The sequence below is a fragment of the Massilia sp. SYSU DXS3249 genome (assembly GCF_053668055.1).
On the sequence record NZ_JBSIPX010000001.1, the window covers coordinates 323,970 to 341,638 of the forward strand.

15 protein-coding genes are annotated in these 17,669 nt (G+C 66.0%); 11 read left to right on the top strand and 4 right to left on the bottom strand.

Going from position 1 to position 17,669, the window contains the following annotated elements; translation table 11 throughout:
- The first annotated feature begins 30 nt into the window (after positions 1-30).
- Genes mshL through ACWCIA_RS01485 form a run of 3 tightly spaced genes read left to right on the top strand, consistent with a single transcriptional unit; the run spans position 31 to position 3,994 of the window.
- Positions 31-1,803, top strand: a complete 1,773-nt coding sequence (mshL, locus tag ACWCIA_RS01475) for a pilus (MSHA type) biogenesis protein MshL (protein WP_454160269.1) — start codon at positions 31-33, stop codon at positions 1,801-1,803.
- Positions 1,803-2,693: an ExeA family protein gene (locus ACWCIA_RS01480; RefSeq protein ID WP_454160271.1), complete on the top strand. Its 891-nt coding sequence runs from the start codon at positions 1,803-1,805 to the stop codon at positions 2,691-2,693. Before mshL ends, ACWCIA_RS01480 begins: the two co-directional genes overlap by 1 nt.
- On the top strand, positions 2,690-3,994 hold the full coding sequence (locus ACWCIA_RS01485) for a tetratricopeptide repeat protein (protein ID WP_454160273.1): 1,305 nt from the start codon (positions 2,690-2,692) through the stop codon (positions 3,992-3,994). Before ACWCIA_RS01480 ends, ACWCIA_RS01485 begins: the two co-directional genes overlap by 4 nt.
- Before the next feature lie 5 nt (positions 3,995-3,999).
- Here the strand turns inward: ACWCIA_RS01485 and ACWCIA_RS01490 are convergent, their stop codons facing one another.
- The gene (locus ACWCIA_RS01490; protein ID WP_454160275.1) at positions 4,000-5,157 is read right to left on the bottom strand and encodes a pyridoxal phosphate-dependent aminotransferase; all 1,158 of its coding nucleotides are present in this window, start codon (positions 5,155-5,157) and stop codon (positions 4,000-4,002) included.
- 26 nt (positions 5,158-5,183) lie between these two features.
- Positions 5,184-5,660 carry a putative toxin-antitoxin system toxin component, PIN family gene (locus tag ACWCIA_RS01495; protein WP_454160277.1) on the bottom strand — a complete coding sequence of 159 codons (477 nt, stop codon included), beginning with the start codon at positions 5,658-5,660 and terminating at the stop codon, positions 5,184-5,186.
- 38 nt (positions 5,661-5,698) lie between these two features.
- Between ACWCIA_RS01495 and yaaA the strand changes: the two genes are divergently transcribed.
- Positions 5,699-6,466: a peroxide stress protein YaaA gene (yaaA, locus tag ACWCIA_RS01500; RefSeq protein ID WP_454160279.1), complete on the top strand. Its 768-nt coding sequence runs from the start codon at positions 5,699-5,701 to the stop codon at positions 6,464-6,466.
- Positions 6,467-6,630: 164 nt separating this feature from the next.
- Here the strand turns inward: yaaA and ACWCIA_RS01505 are convergent, their stop codons facing one another.
- Complete coding sequence (locus ACWCIA_RS01505) at positions 6,631-7,473, bottom strand: outer membrane protein assembly factor BamD (RefSeq protein WP_454160281.1); 843 nt, start codon at positions 7,471-7,473, stop codon at positions 6,631-6,633.
- Between the two features lie 75 nt (positions 7,474-7,548).
- Here ACWCIA_RS01505 and ACWCIA_RS01510 point away from each other — a divergent pair, with 75 nt between their 5' ends.
- Positions 7,549-8,586 carry an RluA family pseudouridine synthase gene (locus tag ACWCIA_RS01510; protein WP_454160283.1) on the top strand — a complete coding sequence of 346 codons (1,038 nt, stop codon included), beginning with the start codon at positions 7,549-7,551 and terminating at the stop codon, positions 8,584-8,586.
- Positions 8,586-9,371, top strand: coding sequence for a peptidoglycan editing factor PgeF (gene pgeF, locus ACWCIA_RS01515; RefSeq protein ID WP_454160285.1), 786 nt, complete (start codon positions 8,586-8,588; stop codon positions 9,369-9,371). The genes ACWCIA_RS01510 and pgeF overlap by 1 nt, the downstream gene beginning before the upstream one ends.
- 24 nt (positions 9,372-9,395) lie before the next feature.
- Here the strand turns inward: pgeF and ACWCIA_RS01520 are convergent, their stop codons facing one another.
- A complete protein-coding gene (locus ACWCIA_RS01520; RefSeq protein ID WP_454160287.1) occupies positions 9,396-9,701 on the bottom strand; it encodes a hypothetical protein in 306 nt (101 codons plus the stop codon).
- A gap of 44 nt (positions 9,702-9,745) precedes the next feature.
- On the opposite strand from ACWCIA_RS01520, the gene phaC reads away from it, so the two are divergent.
- The 5 genes from phaC (at position 9,746) to ACWCIA_RS01545 (ending at position 17,636) form a co-directional block, all read left to right on the top strand.
- Entirely contained in the window at positions 9,746-11,506 is a 1,761-nt protein-coding gene (gene phaC, locus ACWCIA_RS01525) for a class I poly(R)-hydroxyalkanoic acid synthase (protein ID WP_454160289.1), read from the top strand.
- 201 nt (positions 11,507-11,707) lie between these two features.
- Positions 11,708-12,271 carry a polyhydroxyalkanoate synthesis repressor PhaR gene (phaR, locus tag ACWCIA_RS01530; RefSeq protein WP_454160291.1) on the top strand — a complete coding sequence of 188 codons (564 nt, stop codon included), beginning with the start codon at positions 11,708-11,710 and terminating at the stop codon, positions 12,269-12,271.
- Positions 12,272-12,627: 356 nt separating this feature from the next.
- Positions 12,628-14,061: a 30S ribosomal protein S12 methylthiotransferase RimO gene (gene rimO, locus ACWCIA_RS01535; protein WP_454160293.1), complete on the top strand. Its 1,434-nt coding sequence runs from the start codon at positions 12,628-12,630 to the stop codon at positions 14,059-14,061.
- Between the two features lie 19 nt (positions 14,062-14,080).
- Positions 14,081-15,247 (top strand): cystathionine beta-lyase, encoded by a 1,167-nt coding sequence (locus ACWCIA_RS01540; protein WP_454160295.1) that lies wholly within the window; start codon positions 14,081-14,083, stop codon positions 15,245-15,247.
- 271 nt (positions 15,248-15,518) lie between these two features.
- Entirely contained in the window at positions 15,519-17,636 is a 2,118-nt protein-coding gene (locus ACWCIA_RS01545; RefSeq protein WP_454160297.1) for a peptidase domain-containing ABC transporter, read from the top strand.
- Positions 17,637-17,669: the final 33 nt, after the last annotated feature.

Sequence of the window (17,669 nt, forward strand, 5' to 3'; positions counted from 1 at the left end):
GACGGATACGCAATGAAAAAGACGACAGCCATGCGACACATTTCCCTCCCGGCGCTGGCCGCGGCCGGCGCGCTGCTGGCCGGCTGCCAGAGCTCGCCGCCGCACGCCACCTACGACGCCATCAAGCGCGAGGTGGCCACAGCCAGCGCCGCCAGCCGCGGCGCGCCGCCGGTCGAGGACGCCGTCGCGAATGCGCTGCTGCCGCCGAGCAGCAGCCTGGCGCGCGAGTTGCCCAAGGCGAGGCCCGCGCTCGAGGAGCGTTTCAACGTCTCCTTCAACAACGTGCCCGCCCAGCAGTTCTTCCGCTCGATTGTCGCCGGCACCCGCTACAACATGCTGGTGCACCCCGACGTGGCCGGCAGCATCAGCGCCAACCTGAAGGACGTGACCCTGCTCGAAACGCTGGAAGCCGTGCGCGAGATGTATGGCTACGATTACAAGATCGACGGCACCCGGATCACGATCCGGCCGCTGACCATGCAGACGCGCATGTTCCACGTAAACTACCTGATCGGCAGCCGGCGCGGCTCCTCGAACCTGCGCGTGACCTCGACCTCGGTGGCGAATGCCGGCAGCAACAACAACGGCAGCCAGGGCCAGCAGAACGGGCAGCAGAACCAGAACGTCCCGAACAACAACAACGGCAACAACGGCGCCAACGGCGGCACCCAGAGCGACAGCACCGACGTCAACACGCTCTCGACCAACGACTTCTGGGTCGACCTGAAGGCCGCCATCGAGGCTATCGTCGGCTCGAAGGAGGGCGGGCGCAGCGTCGTCATCAGCCCGCAATCGGGGGTGCTGGTGATCCGCGCCATGCCGGACGAGCTGCGCAACGTCGACATGTACCTGAAGGCGACCCAGCTGTCGGTGGACCGCCAGGTCATCCTGGAAGCGAAGATCCTCGAAGTCGAGCTGAACGACCAGTTCCAGAGCGGCATCAACTGGGCGAGCTTCTCGTCGATCAACAGTTCGCACGGCAACCGGGTCTCGACCGGCCTGCTCGCGCCGGGCGCCGCCCTGGCCCCGCTGCCCTTTGCGGGAGGTCAGCCGCCGGTCATCGCCAACGGCAGCGGCCTGGCCGCCAGCACGGGCTTCTCGCTGTCGAACGCGGCGAGCGCGGCCGGCGCCCTGTTCGGCTTTGCCTTCCAGACGAATAATTTCGCGGCGCTGATCTCCCTGCTCGAGCAGCAAGGCAGCGTGCATGTGCTGTCGAGCCCGCGCATCGCCGCCGTCAATAACCAGAAGGCCGTGCTCAAGATCGGCACCGACGAGTTCTTCGTGACCGGCGTGACCACCACGACGAATTCGACCGCCGCCGGCAATACCGTGACCCCGAGCGTCACGCTGCAGCCCTTCTTCTCGGGCGTGGTGCTCGACGTGACGCCGCAGATCGACGAGAAGGGCAACATCCTGCTGCACGTGCACCCGTCGGTGAGCCAGGTAACGACCATCACCAAGGGCATCGACCTCGGCTCGGCCGGCTCGCTGACGCTGCCGCTGGCGGCCTCGTCGACCTCGGAACTCGACAGCATCGTGCGCGGGCGCGACGGCCAGGTGGTGGCCATCGGCGGCCTGATGCGCCAGGCCTCGACCGACGACACCAGCCAGCTGCCGGGCGCCGGCAAGGTGCCGGTGCTGGGCGCGCTGTTCCGCAACAAGAACAAGGTCAACCAGAAGCGCGAACTGGTAGTACTGATCAAGCCGACCATCGTCGACAGTGCGAATAACTGGAGCCAGGACCTGCTGGACACGACGCGCCGCATCGAGGGGCTCGATCCGCGCAGCCTGGAGCGCAAGTAATGTACGCAGAGCACTTCGGCGTGCGCGAACTGCCGTTCGGCATCACGCCGGACACGAGCTATTTTTTCGGCAGTCCGCACTCGCAGGAAGCGCTCAATACCCTGCTGGTGGCTGTCCGCACGGGCGAAGGCTTCATCAAGATCACGGGCGAGGTCGGCACCGGCAAGACGCTGCTGTGCCGCAAGTTCATGGCGACGCTGGGCGAGGAGTTCGTGACCGCCTACATCCCCAACCCCTTCCTCGAGCCGCGCACGCTGATGCTGGCGCTGGCCGACGAACTCGAAGTGCCGCTCGACAAGTACGTCGCCCAGCACCAGATGCTCAAAGCCTTGAACGAACGCCTGCTGGCGCTGGCCGGCGAAGGCAAGCAGGTCGTGCTGTGCCTGGACGAAGCCCAGGCGATCCCGGTCGAGACGCTGGAAGCCCTGCGCCTGCTGACCAACCTCGAGACGGAAAAGCGCAAGCTGCTGCAGATCGTGCTGTTCGGCCAGCCCGAACTGAACCGCAAGCTGGAACTTGAATCGATCCGCCAGCTCGCCCAGCGCATCACGTTCCACTACCATCTGGGGCCGCTCAGCCGCGACGACCTGGACTATTATGTGGCGCACCGCCTGCGCGTGGCCGGGTTCACCGGGGCGCGGCTGTTCTCGCAGGGCGCGGTCGCGCGCCTGTACCGGGCCAGCGGCGGGATTCCGCGCCTGGTCAACATCCTGGCGCACAAGGCCATGATGCTGTGCTACGGCGAAGGCAAGCAGCTGGTCACGAACGGCCACGTGGCCGCCGCCGCGCGCGACACGCTGGCGATCCGGGGCCGGGCCTGGCCTTGGGTGGCCGGGATGGGAGCGCTGGCGGCGACGGCGGCCGGACTTGCGTGGATATTCGTACGATGAGCCTGATTAATAAAATGCTGCAGGACCTCGACGCGCGCGGCAATCCGCGCGCCGGAAGCGTGCCGCCCGAGATCAAGCCGGTGGCGGCACCCTCGCGCCGCCTGCCGGCGCGCCGCATCGCGGCCATTACCGCGACGCTGGTCGCCGTGGCCCTGGGCGCGACGGCCTGGTTCGTCCTGCCGCTCAAGGGCAAGACCTACGATGTGCAACCGGCCGCGCCTGTGCCTGCACCGAAGACCGCGCCCGCGCCGGCGCCGGTGGCCGCATCGATTCCCGACTCTGCGCCCGTCCACGTGGCTGAGCTTGCGCCCGCGCCGGCAGAGGAAGCGGCGGCTGTCGAAGAGGCTCCAGCGCCCGCGAAGCCCGCGCCCATCGTGAAACCAGCCAGGGAAGGCACGCCGCGCGCTGAAGCACCGCCGGCGCCTGCGACCATGGCGATCGCGGCGGCCGAGGCCCAGCCGGCCGGCGAGACCACCTCCTGGGCCGTCGCCAGCGAACGTGCCCGTGCCGAGGAAGCCCGGCTGGCGAAACGCTGGCGCGCCGAGGAAACGCGCATCGCCGCCTTGCCGAAGGCGGAACGCGCGGCAGCGGAAAAAGGCCTGCGCGACGAGAAGGCCAGGGCGGCCGCGCGCGCGAAGACCGACGCCGCCTGGCTCGCCGCCCTGAAGCGCAGGGAGGCCGCCGCCGGCACGCCCCCGGATACCGCGCCCAAGGCGCAGGGCCGCGTCGAAACGGGCGCCCAGGCCGTGGAAAACAATTACCGGCGCGCGCTTTCACACCTGCAGGAAGGCCGCACCAGCGAAGCTATCGCCGGCCTGCAGGCGGTGCTGCGCACGCATCCGAAGCACGACGCGGCGCGCCAGACCCTGGTCAGCCTGCTGATCGAGGCCAACCGCGGCGACGAGGCGATGGTCCAGCTGCAGCAGGCGCTGTCGCTCGACGCGCGGCAGCCGGCGCTGGCGATGCTGCTGGCGCGCCTGCAGATCGAGCGCGGCCGCAGCGGCATCGAGACGCTGCTGCGCACCTTGCCGTATGCCGCCGGCAATGGCGATTACCACGCCTTCCTGGCCGGCGCCCTGCAGCGCCAGGCGCGCCATGGCGAGGCCGTCGAGCACTACCAGACGGCGTTGCGCAGCGCGCCCGGGAATGCGGTCTGGTGGATGGGTCTGGGCATTGCCCTGCAGGCCGACAAGCGCAACGCAGAGGCGCTCGACGCCTACCGCCAGGCGAAGGCGCTCGGTACCTTATCGGCCGAGCTGCAGGCCTTCGTCGACCGCAAGCTGCAGCAGCTGACGCGCTGACCGTCCTAGAGCTTGCTCAAGCGCTCCAGCGCCAGCTGCAGCGTCGCATCTTCCTTCGCAAAGCAGAAGCGCACGATGCCGGACTCCCTGGCGTCGCTGTGGAAAGCCGAGACGGGAATCGCCGCGACTTTCAGCTCGGTGGTCAGCCACTGGGCGAACTGCGTCTCCGGCATGCTTGACACCCCTGCATAGTCCACGCACTGGAAATAGGTGCCGTCGGCCGGCAGCAGGCGCAGGTGCGTGCCTGCCAGCCCCGCGCGGAACAGGTCGCGCTTGCGCTGGTAGAAGGCGGGCAGGTCGAGGTAGGGGCGCGGGTCCTGCATGTAGTGCGCGATACCGTGCTGCATCGGCGTATTCACGGTGAAGACGTTGTACTGGTGCACCTTGCGGAACTCGGCGCTCAGCGCCGCCGGCGCGGCCACGTAGCCGATTTTCCAGCCCGTCACGTGATAGGTCTTGCCGAAGCTCGAGACCACGAAGGCGCGCTCGACCAGTTGCGGGTGGGTTGCGACCGAAGCGTGCTGCTGCCCGTCGTACACCATGTGCTCGTAGACCTCGTCCGACAGGATGAGGATGCTTGTCCCCTCGACGATGCTCGCCAGCTGGTCGAGGTCGGCGCTGCGCAAGATAGCCCCGGTCGGGTTGTGCGGCGAATTAATGACGATCAGGCGCGTGCGCGGGGTGACCGCGGCCGCCACCTTCTGCCATGGCAGGCTGTAGCCGGATTCTCCCACTTCCATTGCGACCGGCACCACCACGCCGCCGGCCAGCATGACAGCGGGCGCATAGCTGTCGTAGGCCGGTTCGATGACGATCGCTTCGTCGCCCGGGTGGATGCAGCACAGGATGGCGGTGGTGAGCGCCTGGGTTGCGCCGGCGGTGACGGTGATCTCGCGCGCGGCGTCGTACCGGTGCCCGTAGAGCGTGGCGATCTTGGCGGCGATGGCCTCGCGCAGCGCGGGCACGCCCGTCATCAGGGGATACTGGTTGTGGCCGGCGCGCATCGCCTCGGTCACGTGATCGAGCAGGCGCGGGTCGCAGCCGAAGTCGGGGAAGCCCTGGCCGAGGTTGACGGCGCCATGCTCGCTGGCCAGCGCCGACATGGTGGAGAAGATGGTGGTGCCGACGGCGGGCAGGCGCGATGGCAGGGCAGGGGTGGTCATGGCAGCAGGGACTCGTTGGCGTCGAATTATTCTAGCGCGGCGGCGGCCTGCAGCTTGACCCAGGCCTCGGGAAGCATGATGCGGAACAGGCCGCCCTGGGCCGTCTTGCGGCCGAGCTTGAGCAGGGCCTTGTCCTTGGTGATCAGGATGGCCGCGCCGGCGTCGCGCGCGAGTTCCAGGAATTTCTGGTCGTCGCGGTCGCTGCAGACGGGCAGGCGCACCGGCTTGCTGTCCGGGGCGACGACTGCCATCAGGGCGTCGAAGCGCGCGGCGGCCAGCAGGCGGCTCTCCTCGTCAAGCGGCAGGTGAGGGTAGTGCAGCACGGCCAGGTATTCGTCGCGGCAGTCGGCGCGGGTGACGGCCCGCAGCTCGCCGCGTTCGAGCGCGCCGAGCAGGCTGGCCCAGCGCGGGTCATGGAAGACGAACAGGTCGAGGCAGACATTGGTGTCGATGACGACGGGCTGGGCGGCCTCGGCACGGCCGTTGAGTGAAGCGAGTATCATGGCGGAAATTTTAATTCGTTTTATTTGCTTGAGTTGCTATGCTGATCGTTTTATCGCCCGCCAAATCCCTCGACCTCGATACCCTGACGCCCACCCAGGAACACACGCTGCCCCGGTTTGCCGACCGCGCCGCCCAGTTGATCGGCGTGCTCCGCGACCTGTCGCCAGGCCAGGTCGGCGACCTGATGCACATTTCCGACCAGCTCTCCGTGCTGAACGTGGCGCGCTATGCCAGCTGGACGCTCGACCACAGCGAGGGCCACCAGGCCGTGATGGCCTTCAACGGTGACGTGTACGCCGGATTCGATGCGCGCAGCCTCGGCGCGGACGCGCTGGCCTTCGCCCAGCGCCACCTGCGCATCCTGTCGGGCCTGTACGGCCTGCTGCGCCCGCTCGACCTGATCCACCCCTACCGGCTGGAGATGGGAACGAAGCTGGCCAATCCGGGCGGCAAGGACCTGTACACCTTCTGGGGCGACAGCATCACGCACGCCCTGAACGCCGAGCTCGCCGAGCGGGGTTCGACCGCCCTGGTGAACCTGGCTTCGGAAGAATACTTTAAATCGGTCAAGCCCAGGCAGCTGGCCGTGCCGGTAATCACGCCGGTGTTCGAGGACTGGAAGAACGGCAAGTACAAGATCATCTCGTTCTATGCCAAGCGCGCGCGCGGAATGATGGCGCGCTACGCGGTCGAGAACGGCATTACGGATCCGGAAGCGCTGAAGGCCTTCGATGCGGATGGGTATGCGTTTGTGGCGGGGGAGTCGAAGGAGCGCAGCTGGGTGTTCAGGCGTAAGGACGCGTGAAACGCGGCGGTAGGGTGGGCACCCCGTGCCCACGCGGAACGATGATCATTGTTGGCCGCGATCCGAGCGAGGCGCTAACGCTGTGCCCGGACGGGCGCCAACCATATTCATGTTTCCGCGTGGGCACGGGGTGCCCACCCTACGTATCCGTGCGTCGCGCTGAATTATTTCACCACATCCTTCGGCGCCGCCTTCGGGCCCGACTTCGACCAGAAGCGCCACCACGGCGCGTCGCCGGAGCCGGCGTTCGGGTTCATGAAGCGGCTGTTCGGGTAGTTCAGCTGGAAGACGCGCTGGGTGTCGTCGCGCAGCACGAAATTGCCCAGCTTGTCGTAGGAGCGGATCATGATGAACAGCGCTTCCTCGCGCGCAGGCGATTGCGGGTACTCGCCGACGGCGTTCTGGGCGCGGTTGACGGCAGCCAGGTAGGCGCCGCGGCGGTAGTAGTAGTTCGCCACGTGCACTTCGTAGGCCGCCATCGCATTGATCAGGTAGTTCATGCGCGCGATCGCGTCGGGCGTGTACTTGCTGTTCGGGAACTTGTCGACCAGGGCCTTGAAGGCGGCAAAGGCTTCGCGGGTCGCCTTCGGGTCGCGCTCGGTCGGGTCCTGGGCATAGATCACGCTGAGGAAGCCGATCTGGTCGTTGAAGTTGATCAGGCCGCGCAGGTAGTACATGTAGTCGACCTGCGGGTGGTTCGGGTGCAGCTTGATGAAGCGCTCGACCGCGGCCATCGCCTCGGCCTGGTCCTGCGCCTTATAATGGGCGTAGGCGATCTCCATCTGCGCCTGGGTGGCGTAGGTGCCGAACGGGTAGTTCGATTCGAGGCGCTGGAACAGCTTGATGGCGGCCTCGTACTGGCCGGCGCTCATCTCCCCGCGTGCCTCAGCGTATAATTTCTCCGCTGACCACTTCTGGGTCTCGTCAGACCGCTCCGGCAGCATGCCGCAACCGGACAGGCCCAGCAGGACACTTGTAGCAACCACCACCAACAGTTTTTTTTGCATAGCTTTTTGCAGAAAAGTTTTACCGAAGTTTTACTGAAATTCAACGAACGGCTGATTATAGCCGATGGGACTGACGTGATATTAACAACTGCGCCGAATTCGGCCGATTTGCCCCTGGACCCCGATTTCGACGACGAAATCGATGCCGAGTTTGCTTTGCCTCCGAGCGGCATCGACCTCTCCCCGATCACCCTGCACCTGGGCGAGGAAGCCTGCGGGCAGCGTCTCGACAAGGTCGTGGCAAGCCTCGTCCCGCAATTCTCGCGCAGCCGCCTGCAGCTGTGGTTCGAGCAGGGCAACGTGCTGGTCGACGGCAAGCCGGCACGCGGCAAGGACACCGCCTATGGCGACGAAACGATCGAAGTGCGCCCGCAGCCGGCGCCCGAGGACACCGCCTTTGCCCCCGAGGCGATCGAGCTGAACATCGTCTATGAAGACGAGCACATCCTCGTCATCAACAAGCCGGCCGGCCTGGTCGTGCACCCGGGCGCCGGCAACTGGACGGGGACCCTGCTCAACGGCCTGCTGCACCACGCGCCGCAACTGGCCTCGGTGCCGCGCGCGGGCATCGTGCACCGCCTCGACAAGGACACCAGCGGCCTGATGGTCGTCGGCAAGACGCTGGCGGCGCAGACCGACCTCGTGCGCCAGCTGCAGGCGCGCACGGTGAAACGTGAATATTTCGCCCTGGTGTGGGGCACGCCGCAACTGTCCGGCACCATCGATGCGTCGATGGGGCGTCACCCGAAGGACCGCGTCAAGATGGCGGTCTCGACCAGCCTGGGCGCCAAGCCGGCCATCACCCATTACACGCGCGTCGCGGAAGGCATGCTCGACCGCCGTCCGGTGAGCCTGGTGCAGTGCCGCTTGGAAACGGGCCGTACCCACCAGATCCGCGTGCACATGCTCTCGATCGGCTTCGGCCTGGTCGGCGACTCGGTCTACGGCAAGACCCACCTGAGCCCGGTGTTCCACCGCCAGGCGCTGCAGGCGCGCCGCCTCGGCCTGGTGCATCCGGAAACGGGCGAGCAATGCGAATGGGTCGTGCCGCTGGCGCAGGACTTCGCCGAGCTGATCGCCCGCGCCGGCATTGCCGAACCGGAAGCCGTGTAATGGACGGGCTGGACGGCGCCCACCTGATCGTGCCCGACTGGCCGGACGTGCCGGCCAATGTCGGTGCGCTGGCGACGACGCGCGCCGGCGGCCTGTCGGTGGCGCCGTATGACGACGGGCGCGGCGGCGGCGGGCTGAACCTCGGCCTGCACGTGGGCGACGATCCGGCGCATGTGCTTGAAAACCGGACTCGCCTGCAGGCCTTCCTGCCCGGCCGCCCGGCCTGGATCGCCCAGGTGCACGGTGCGGCCGTGGTCGATGCCGCCACGGTCGGCCCCGGCCAGCCGGTGCGCACCGGCGACGCCAGCATCGCCACCGGTGCGGGTGTGGTATGCGCCATCCTGACCGCAGACTGCCTGCCGGTGCTGTTCGCCGACCTCGACGGCAAGGTGGTCGGCGCCGCCCACGCGGGCTGGCGCGGCCTCGCCGGCGGCGTGCTGGGGCAAACCATTGCCGCCATGCGCGCGGCAGGGGCGGGCGGCATCACGGCCTGGATGGGGCCGGCGATCGGGCCGACCGCCTTCGAAGTCGGGCAGGACGTGTTCGACAGTTTCGCGGCAGCCCTGCCGGGGCACGACGTCGGCTTCGCTTTTGTCCGCCATCCCGAGCGCGGCGGCAAGTACACGGCCGACATGTTCGCGCTGGCGCGCCTGATGCTGGAAGAGGATGGCATCACGAGCGTGGCCGGCGGCCTGCATTGCACGGCCGTCGAGCGCGACCGCTTCTATTCGTACCGTCGCGATGGCGTGACCGGCCGCCAGGCGAGTTTGATCTGGCTCAAGTGACGCGCCCCGGCGTCATCAATACTTCTAATCCCCGCCGCAACCGCCGTCGCCCCCTGCGTGGCCGCCGCACGACGCCGCCGGGACGACCACGGCCGCCGTTGCGGCGGCCGAGCCGTCGTCCTGGCGCGTGCCGGCCGGTGCTGGCGCGCTTGCTGCCGAGTTTGCTGCCGCACGCCGTGCCCGGCGACGCTTCGAGCCGGTCAGGTAAAAAAGTATAGACAGGGGTATCATGCAGTAAATTAAAAATGTCATGATTCCCGCGACGACGGACGTTTCCGTCGCCGCCATCAGGATGACGACATAGCTCCAGCCAATTGCAACAATCCACATGCTTTTCTCCAGTTGACAACCCGATTCTAACAACGGACGCCGACATGAACATGCCCGACCCCCAAGCTTTTGCCGCTACCTGGATGAACCAGTTCACCGATCCGACCGCCTGGCAAGGCTGGATGAACACCGCGCTGGCTCCTGTGGCCGCCCCCGGCGCCCCGCAGGGCGGCGCCGCCAATCCGCTTGCCGCCGTGTTCAAGGACTTCGGCGTCACCCTCGCGCCGGCCCGGCTGGACGCGCTGCGCCAGGATTACCTGCAGAAGGCGGGCAAGCTGTGGCAGGACTTCATGTCCGGCAAGACGCCCGAGATCCACGACAAGCGCTTCTCGAGTTCGGAGTGGACGGCCAGCCCGTTCTCCGCCTTCACCGCCGCGTCCTACCTGCTGAACGGCGAATTCATGCTGGCCCTGGCCGATGCGGTCGAGGCCGGCCCGCGCGAGCGCCAGAAGATCCGCTTCACGGTGCAGCAGATGGTCGATGCGATGTCGCCTGCCAACTTCCTCGCCACCAACCCGGAAGTCCATGCCAAGCTGATCGAGACCAAGGGCGAGAGCCTGACCAAGGGCTTGCAGAACATGCTGGCCGACATGCAGAAGGGCCGCATTTCGCAGTCGGACGAGTCGGCCTTCGAGGTCGGCGTGAACGTCGGCACGGCGCCCGGCCATGTGGTCTACGAGAACGAGCTGTTCCAGCTGATCCAGTACACGCCGACGACGCCGAACGTGCGCGCGGTGCCGCTGCTGATGATTCCGCCGTGCATCAACAAGTTCTACATCCTCGACCTGCAGCCGGAAAACTCGCTGGTGCGCTATGTGGTGGACCAGGGCAATACCGTCTTCATGGTCTCGTGGCGCAACCCGGACAAATCGATGGGCTCGCTCACCTGGGACGACTACGTCGAGCGCGGCGCGATCGAGGCGATCGACGTTGCACGCGAGATCAGTGGCCAGGACAAGGTGCACGTGTTCGGCTTCTGCGTCGGCGGCACGATCGCGGCCACGGCCCTGTCGGTGCTGGCCGCGCGCGACCGCCAGCCGGCGGCCAGCCTGAGCCTGCTGACGACCCTGCTCGACTTTTCCGACACCGGCGTGCTCGAAGTCTTCGTCGACGAAACCCAGGTGGCGCTGCGCGAGCAGAAGCTGGCCAAGGGCGGCATCATGCCGGGCGGCGACCTTGCCACCACCTTCTCGGCCCTGCGCCCGAACGACCTGGTGTGGAACTACGTCCAGCAAAACTACCTGAAGGGCAAGACCCCGCCAGCCTTCGACCTGCTGTACTGGAACGCCGACAGCACCAACCTGCCGGGTCCGATGTTCTGCTGGTACCTGCGCAACACCTACCTGGAGGACAAGCTCAAGCATCCGGGCAAGCTGAACGTGTGCGGCGTGCCGGTCGACCTCGGCCGCATCGACTGCCCGGTCTTCATCTACGGCTCGAAGGAAGACCATATCGTGCCCTGGCAGGCGGCCTTCGCCTCGATGAACCTGCTCAACCCGAAGAACGCCAAGGCCAACCGCTACGTGCTGGGCGCCTCGGGCCATATCGCCGGGGTGATCAATCCTGCCTCGAAGAACAAGCGCAGCTACTGGATCAACGAGAAGACCGGCAAGAGCCGCCTGCGCACGCCGGACGAGTGGTTCGCCGGTGCGGAAGAGCGCAAGGGCAGCTGGTGGCCGGAGTGGGCGCGCTTCCTGCAGGAGAACGGTGGCGCGGAAGTACCGGCGCCTGGCCAGCCCGGCAACGAGCGATACCTGCCGTCCGAGCCGGCGCCGGGTCGCTACGTGAAGGTGAGGGCAGAGTAAAACCAACAGCGATGCACCGAATTGGTGCGTCGATTGCGTAATAATTGCTGCACCTGCGCAACGAACGTGGTATTTTTATCCGGTTTGTCCGGTCGGGCGCACGATGCCCGGCCTGGCAAGAGCGACACCGGCTCTTCGGTAATTTTTGTAGTGTTGTCACAGCGTTCCACCAGCATGGGAACGCCATTTATGGAACTTGAGATGAGTAGTGCAAAAAACAGTACTGAACGCCTGATCAAGAAATACCCGAACCGTCGTCTCTACGACACCCAGACAAGTTCCTATATCACCTTGACGGACGTGAAGCAGTTGGTCCTGGACGCCGACGAGTTCACCGTCGTCGACGCCAAGACGAGCGAGGACCTGACCCGCAGCATCCTGCTGCAGATCATCCTGGAGGAAGAAGCAAATGGGGCGCCGATGTTCTCGAGCGCGGTGCTGGCGCAGATCATCCGTTACTACGGCCATGCGATGCAGGGCATGATGGGTTCCTACCTGGAAAAGAACGTGCAAGCGTTCACCGACATCCAGAACAAGTTCACCGCCAACGCCGCCGGCGCCATCGAAGGCAAGCCCTTCAGCCCGGAAATGTGGACCCAGTTCATGAACGTCCAGGGCCCGATGATGCAGGGCATGATGAACAACTACATCGACCAGAGCAAGAACCTGTTCGTGCAGATGCAGGAGCAGATGCAGAACCAGAGCAAGGCGCTGTTCAGTGCCTTCCCCTTCCCACCGGCGACCACGCCGACGGACAAGAAGTAAATCCGGCGCAGTACGGCGGCCTTGGTGGCCGTGCGGTGTCGTATGCAAGGTGAATGCCCGGCCGCGTGTCGGGCGTTTCGTTTTAGGAGCGACGTGTTGTGCGCCTGAGCCCCGTGCGTTGAACGCGTGGACGGGGAACCCGTCCACCCTACGGGTGCATGCAAGGGAGTAGGGTGGACGGCTCCGCCGTCCACGCGTCGATCGTTGCACTGTGCCGCCCATCGAATGTACCGGTATCTCACTGCCGCGTTGCACAACGGCCCATCCTCCCCGCCAAAACCGCCCCGGCGGTGTTCCTGAATTCCCGCTTCGGGTACAATCGCGGATTGCCCAGAATTTTCTGACACCAATCCCCCATGCTCGAACTCCGCCGCAATCCTGCTCCAGTCACCACCGCCGCCACTACCGTTCCTGCCGACACCGTCGCCGCGGCTCCCTCGGCCGCGCCCAAGGTCGGTTTCGTCTCGCTCGGCTGCCCGAAGGCGCTGGTCGACTCGGAACAGATCCTGACCCAGCTGCGCGCCGAAGGCTACCAGACCGCCAAGTCCTACGACGGCGCCGACCTCGTCATCGTCAACACCTGCGGCTTCATCGATGCCGCCGTGCAGGAGTCGCTCGACGCGATCGGCGAGGCGCTGGCCGAGAACGGTAAAGTCATCGTCACCGGTTGCCTGGGCGCGAAGAAGGATGCTTCGGGCGAGGACATCATCACCAAGGTGCACCCGAAGGTGCTGGCCGTGACCGGCCCGCATGCGATGACCGAGGTGATGGAATCGGTGCACCTGCATTTGCCGAAACCGCACAACCCCTTCGTCGACCTGATGCCGGACCACGGCGTGAAACTCACGCCCAAGCATTACGCCTACCTGAAGATTTCCGAGGGCTGCAACCACCGCTGCAGCTTCTGCATCATCCCGTCGATGCGCGGCGACCTGGTCTCGCGCCCGATCCACGAAGTGCTGAAGGAAGCGGAAAACCTGTTCAAGGCCGGCGTCAAGGAATTGCTGGTCATTTCGCAGGACACCAGCGCCTACGGCGTGGACGTGAAATTCCGCACCGGTTTCTGGAACGGCCGCCCGATCAAGACCCACATGACCCAGCTCACCGAAGCGCTGGGCGTGCTGGCGCGCCAGTACGACGCCTGGGTGCGCCTGCACTACGTCTACCCGTACCCGCACGTCGACCAAGTGATTCCGCTGATGGGCGACGGCCATGTGCTGCCTTACCTCGACATCCCGATGCAGCACGCGCATCCGGACGTGCTCAAGCGAATGAAGCGCCCGGCCAGCGGCGAGAAGAACCTCGACCGCATCCTGGCCTGGCGCAAGATGAATCCGGACCTTACGATCCGCTCCACCTTCATCGCCGGCTTCCCGGGCGAGACCGAAGCCGAGTTCGAATACCTGCTCGACTTCCTGCGCGAAGCGCAGATCGACCGCCTGGGCTGCTTCGCCTACTCGCCGGTCGAAGGCGCCACCGCCAACCTGCTCGACAATCCGGTGCCGGAAGAGGTGCGCGAGGAGCGCCGTGCGCGCGTCATGCTGCTGCAGGAAGAAATCTCGCTCAAGCGCCTGCAGGCGAAGGTCGGCAAGACCATCCGCGTGCTGATCGACGAAGTCAACCCGCGCGAAGCGATCGGCAGATCAAGCGCAGACGCGCCCGAAATCGACGGCGTGGTGCACATCAAGCGCTCGCTGGTGCCGGGCAAGGCCAAGCTGGCCGTCGGCCAGTTCGCCGATGTCGTCGTGACCAAGGCCGACGCCCACGATCTCTGGGCCAGCCTGGCGTAATCGGGAAGGGGTGAACCGGATGAACAAGAAGTCGCTCCAGACCACCATCGTCCACACCGACTACACGGCCCCGGGCGGCTTTGCTGCCTACCCGCCGGCGATCCACCACGCCTCGACCGTGCTGTTCGAGAACGTGGCCGCGATGCGCTCGGGCCAGTGGAAGGACAAGACTGCCTACACCTACGGCCTGCACGGCACCCCGACCACCTTCACGCTGGAAGCGCGCCTGGCCGAAATCGAGGGCGGCAGCCACTGCCTGCTGGCGCCTTCGGGCCTGGCGGCCATCGCCATGGTCGATTTCGCCCTGCTGAAAACCGGCGACGACGTCCTGTTGCCGGACAACGTCTACAACCCGAACCGCGAGCTGGGACGCTGGCTGAGCGCCGACTTCGGCATCACCGCGCGCTATTACGATCCGCTGATCGGCGCCGGCATTGCCGACCTGATCCAGCCGAACACGAAGCTGATCTGGACCGAGGCGCCGGGCTCGGTGTCGATGGAAGTGCCGGACCTGCCGGCCATCTGTGCGGCCGCCAAGGCGCGCGGTGTGCTGGTTGCGCTCGACAATACCTGGTCGGCCGGGCTGGCCCTCAGGGGCTTCGACCTGGGCGTGGACATCGTCATGCATGCACTCACCAAATACCAGTCGGGCGGCTCCGACGTGCTGATGGGCGCCGTCATCACCCGCGATAAGGCTGTGCACGACCGCCTGGCGCTGGCCCACATGCGCCTGGGCCTGGGCGTGAGCGCCGACGACGCTTACTTGGTGATGCGCGGGCTGCCGACCATGAAGCTGCGCTTCGAGGCGCACGACGCCGCGGCGCGCAAGGTCGCCACCTGGCTCAAGTCGCGTCCCGAAATCGCGTCGGTGCTGCACCCGGCCTTCGAGGATTGCCCGGGGCACGCGGTCTGGCGACGTGATTTTACCGGGGCCGGCGGCCTGTTCTCGGTGATCTTCGACGAGCGCTACACGGAAGAGCAGACCGACCGCTTCGTCGATGCGCTGACCCTGTTCGGCCTCGGCTACAGCTGGGGTGGTGCGAACAGCCTGGTGATGCCCTACCGGATGGCGGCGATCCGCCGCAACTGGCAGGGCAAGGGCATCTTGGTGCGCTTCAACATCGGCCTGGAAGACCCGGACGACCTGATCGCCGACATCGAGCGTGCCTTCGCACAGCTGACCTGAAGGACGCTTCCCCTACGAAAACCACCGCACCGCGGTGGTTTTTTTTCGCCCGGCGAAACGATGGCATGACAGGCAGCGTCTGCCGCGCGCAACAGGCGACCCTGAAGCGCGGGCAAATTGTTGAGCTTTTACATTTCCTCACGGAAACTTACATGTTACACTTTTGCTCTATGGAAACACTGATATGCGATTGATATCGCCAGTGCATTGTCAACACTAGGGGAATACACGGTCTATGTCGCTTACCGGCACCGTTCGGCGGGAGGAAGTCTTGTGGGCGCTGGGAAGCCTGTGCGGCCTCTATCGCATTCCTTTCGACAGCGCCCTGGTCGCCCAGCAGTTTCCGCCGCCCTACACCCACGGCAGCTTCCACGAGATGGCCCGTGCCCTCGGCATCCGCAGCGGCAGTTGCACGCTGGCCGGCGCCGACTGGCAACAGCTGCCGCTGCCGGCGGTCGCCTTCCTGCATCCCGAAGGGGAAGAGGAGACGGCCGGCCTCGTCCTCGTGCTGAAATCCGACGGCAAGCTGCTGAGCGTATGCCGCGCCGGCGCGCAAGAGCCGGAGACGATGGCCGTGGAGGAAGCCGCCCGGCGTTTTGCCCCGGACATTCTCCTGTTCGGCAAGGAAGCCGAGACCGGCGGCAAGGACGAGGACGAGATCGCCGGCTTCACCCAGGAAAAGAAGGCCTTCGGTTTCCGCTGGTTCGTTCCCGAACTCCTCAAGCACAAGGCCATCTGGCGCGACATCCTGCTCGCCTCGCTGGCGATCCAGCTGGTCGGCCTGGCCACGCCCCTGTTCACCCAGGCCATCATCGACAAGGTGGTGGTGCACCAGACCCGGAACACGCTGCTGGTGCTGGGCATCGGCCTGCTGATGTTCATGGTGTTTACCTCCTGCATGACCTGGCTGCGCCAATACCTGGTGCTGCACACCGGTAACCGCATCGACGCCGTGCTGGGCAGCGAAGTGTTCCGCCACATGCTGCGCCTGCCGCTGCCGTATTTCGAGCAGCGTCCGACCGGCACCCTGGTCGCGCGCCTGCAAGGCGTCGAGACCATCCGCGAGTTCATTTCCGGCGCCGCCGTCACCCTGATCCTCGACCTGCCTTTCCTGCTGATTTTCCTGGCCGTGATGTTCAGCTACAGCTGGCAGCTGTCCCTGATCGCGGTCGGCCTGCTGGGCGTGATTGCGCTGATGAGCGTGCTGGTCACGCCGCTCTTCCGCGAGCGCCTCAACAAGCAGTTCATGCTGGGCGCGCGCAACCAGGCCTTCCTCACCGAATACCTGGCGGGCATGGGCACGGTCAAATCCCTGCAGATGGAGCCGGACGTCGACCGCAAGTACGGCGACCTGCTGGCCCAGTACCTGGCCGCGGGCTTCTCCACCAAACAGGTCGGCAATACCTATAACGTGGCCGCCAACGCGGTCGAACAGGTGATGACGCTGGCCATCCTGCTGGTCGGGGCGATGCTGGTCATGGGCAACGACGGCTTCACCGTCGGCATGCTGGTCGCCTTCCAGATGTTTGCCGGCCGCATGAGCCAACCGATGCTGAGGCTGTCCGGCCTGTGGCAGGAATTCCAGCAGGCGAACATTGCCGTCAAGCGCCTGGGCGACATGATGGACATGCCGGCCGAGCCCTACGCCCTGCGCCCGAGCCGCGAAGCCAAAGGGCAGGGCGCGCTGGAACTGAGCAACGTCTCCTTCCGCTATTCCGAGCACCACCCCTGGCTGTACCGCAACCTGAACCTCGCCTTCAAGCCGGGCCGCCTCAGCGTGCTGATGGGCCCGTCGGGCTGCGGCAAGAGCACGCTGGCGAAACTGATGCTGGGCTTTTACCAGCCGAGCGATGGCCTGGTCCAGCTCGACGGCCGCGACATCCGCTTCCTGGCCGCGAACGAACTGCGCCAGGTCTTCGGCGTGGTGCCCCAGGAAACCGTGCTGTTCTCCGGCACGATCTACGACAACCTGGTCATGGCCCACCCGCACGCCAGCTTCGAGGACGTGATCGCCGCCTGCAAGGCCGCCGAGATCCACGACACGATCGACAAGCTGCCGCAAGGCTACCAGACCGAGATCGGCGAGCGCGGCACGGGTCTCTCGGGCGGGCAGCGCCAGCGCCTGGCGATTGCCCGCGCCCTGCTGCGCAAACCCGGCATCCTGATTTTCGACGAGGCCGTCTCCAACCTGGACCAGCACACCGCCGAGCAGTTCGCGCGCACCGTGAACTCGCTCAAGGGCAAGGTCACGATGGTCTTCATTACCCACCAGATTCCGCGCGGGCTGCAGGTCGACGAGGTCTTCAGCTTCGACAAGCCCGCACAGGCACGCCAACCCGCATCCAGGATGCAGGTCGTGCCGCCATCCACTTCGGCTCCGGCCGCCTGATTCAACCTGAACGCTTCCCACGTCAACAAGAGG

What these genes read in the sequence shown, in the direction of transcription:
- ACWCIA_RS01490 (WP_454160275.1), bottom strand. Translation starts at nt 5,157, where the DNA reads ATGACCACCCCTGCCCTGCCATCGCGCCTGCCCGCCGTCGGCACCACC.
- rimO (WP_454160293.1), top strand. Translation starts at nt 12,628, where the DNA reads ATGCTCGAACTCCGCCGCAATCCTGCTCCAGTCACCACCGCCGCCACT.
- yaaA (WP_454160279.1), top strand. Translation starts at nt 5,699, where the DNA reads ATGCTGATCGTTTTATCGCCCGCCAAATCCCTCGACCTCGATACCCTG.
- ACWCIA_RS01520 (WP_454160287.1), bottom strand. Translation starts at nt 9,701, where the DNA reads ATGTGGATTGTTGCAATTGGCTGGAGCTATGTCGTCATCCTGATGGCG.
- ACWCIA_RS01540 (WP_454160295.1), top strand. Translation starts at nt 14,081, where the DNA reads ATGAACAAGAAGTCGCTCCAGACCACCATCGTCCACACCGACTACACG.
- ACWCIA_RS01505 (WP_454160281.1), bottom strand. Translation starts at nt 7,473, where the DNA reads ATGCAAAAAAAACTGTTGGTGGTGGTTGCTACAAGTGTCCTGCTGGGC.
- ACWCIA_RS01480 (WP_454160271.1), top strand. Translation starts at nt 1,803, where the DNA reads ATGTACGCAGAGCACTTCGGCGTGCGCGAACTGCCGTTCGGCATCACG.
- mshL (WP_454160269.1), top strand. Translation starts at nt 31, where the DNA reads ATGCGACACATTTCCCTCCCGGCGCTGGCCGCGGCCGGCGCGCTGCTG.
- ACWCIA_RS01495 (WP_454160277.1), bottom strand. Translation starts at nt 5,660, where the DNA reads ATGATACTCGCTTCACTCAACGGCCGTGCCGAGGCCGCCCAGCCCGTC.
- ACWCIA_RS01485 (WP_454160273.1), top strand. Translation starts at nt 2,690, where the DNA reads ATGAGCCTGATTAATAAAATGCTGCAGGACCTCGACGCGCGCGGCAAT.
- phaR (WP_454160291.1), top strand. Translation starts at nt 11,708, where the DNA reads ATGAGTAGTGCAAAAAACAGTACTGAACGCCTGATCAAGAAATACCCG.
- phaC (WP_454160289.1), top strand. Translation starts at nt 9,746, where the DNA reads ATGAACATGCCCGACCCCCAAGCTTTTGCCGCTACCTGGATGAACCAG.
- pgeF (WP_454160285.1), top strand. Translation starts at nt 8,586, where the DNA reads ATGGACGGGCTGGACGGCGCCCACCTGATCGTGCCCGACTGGCCGGAC.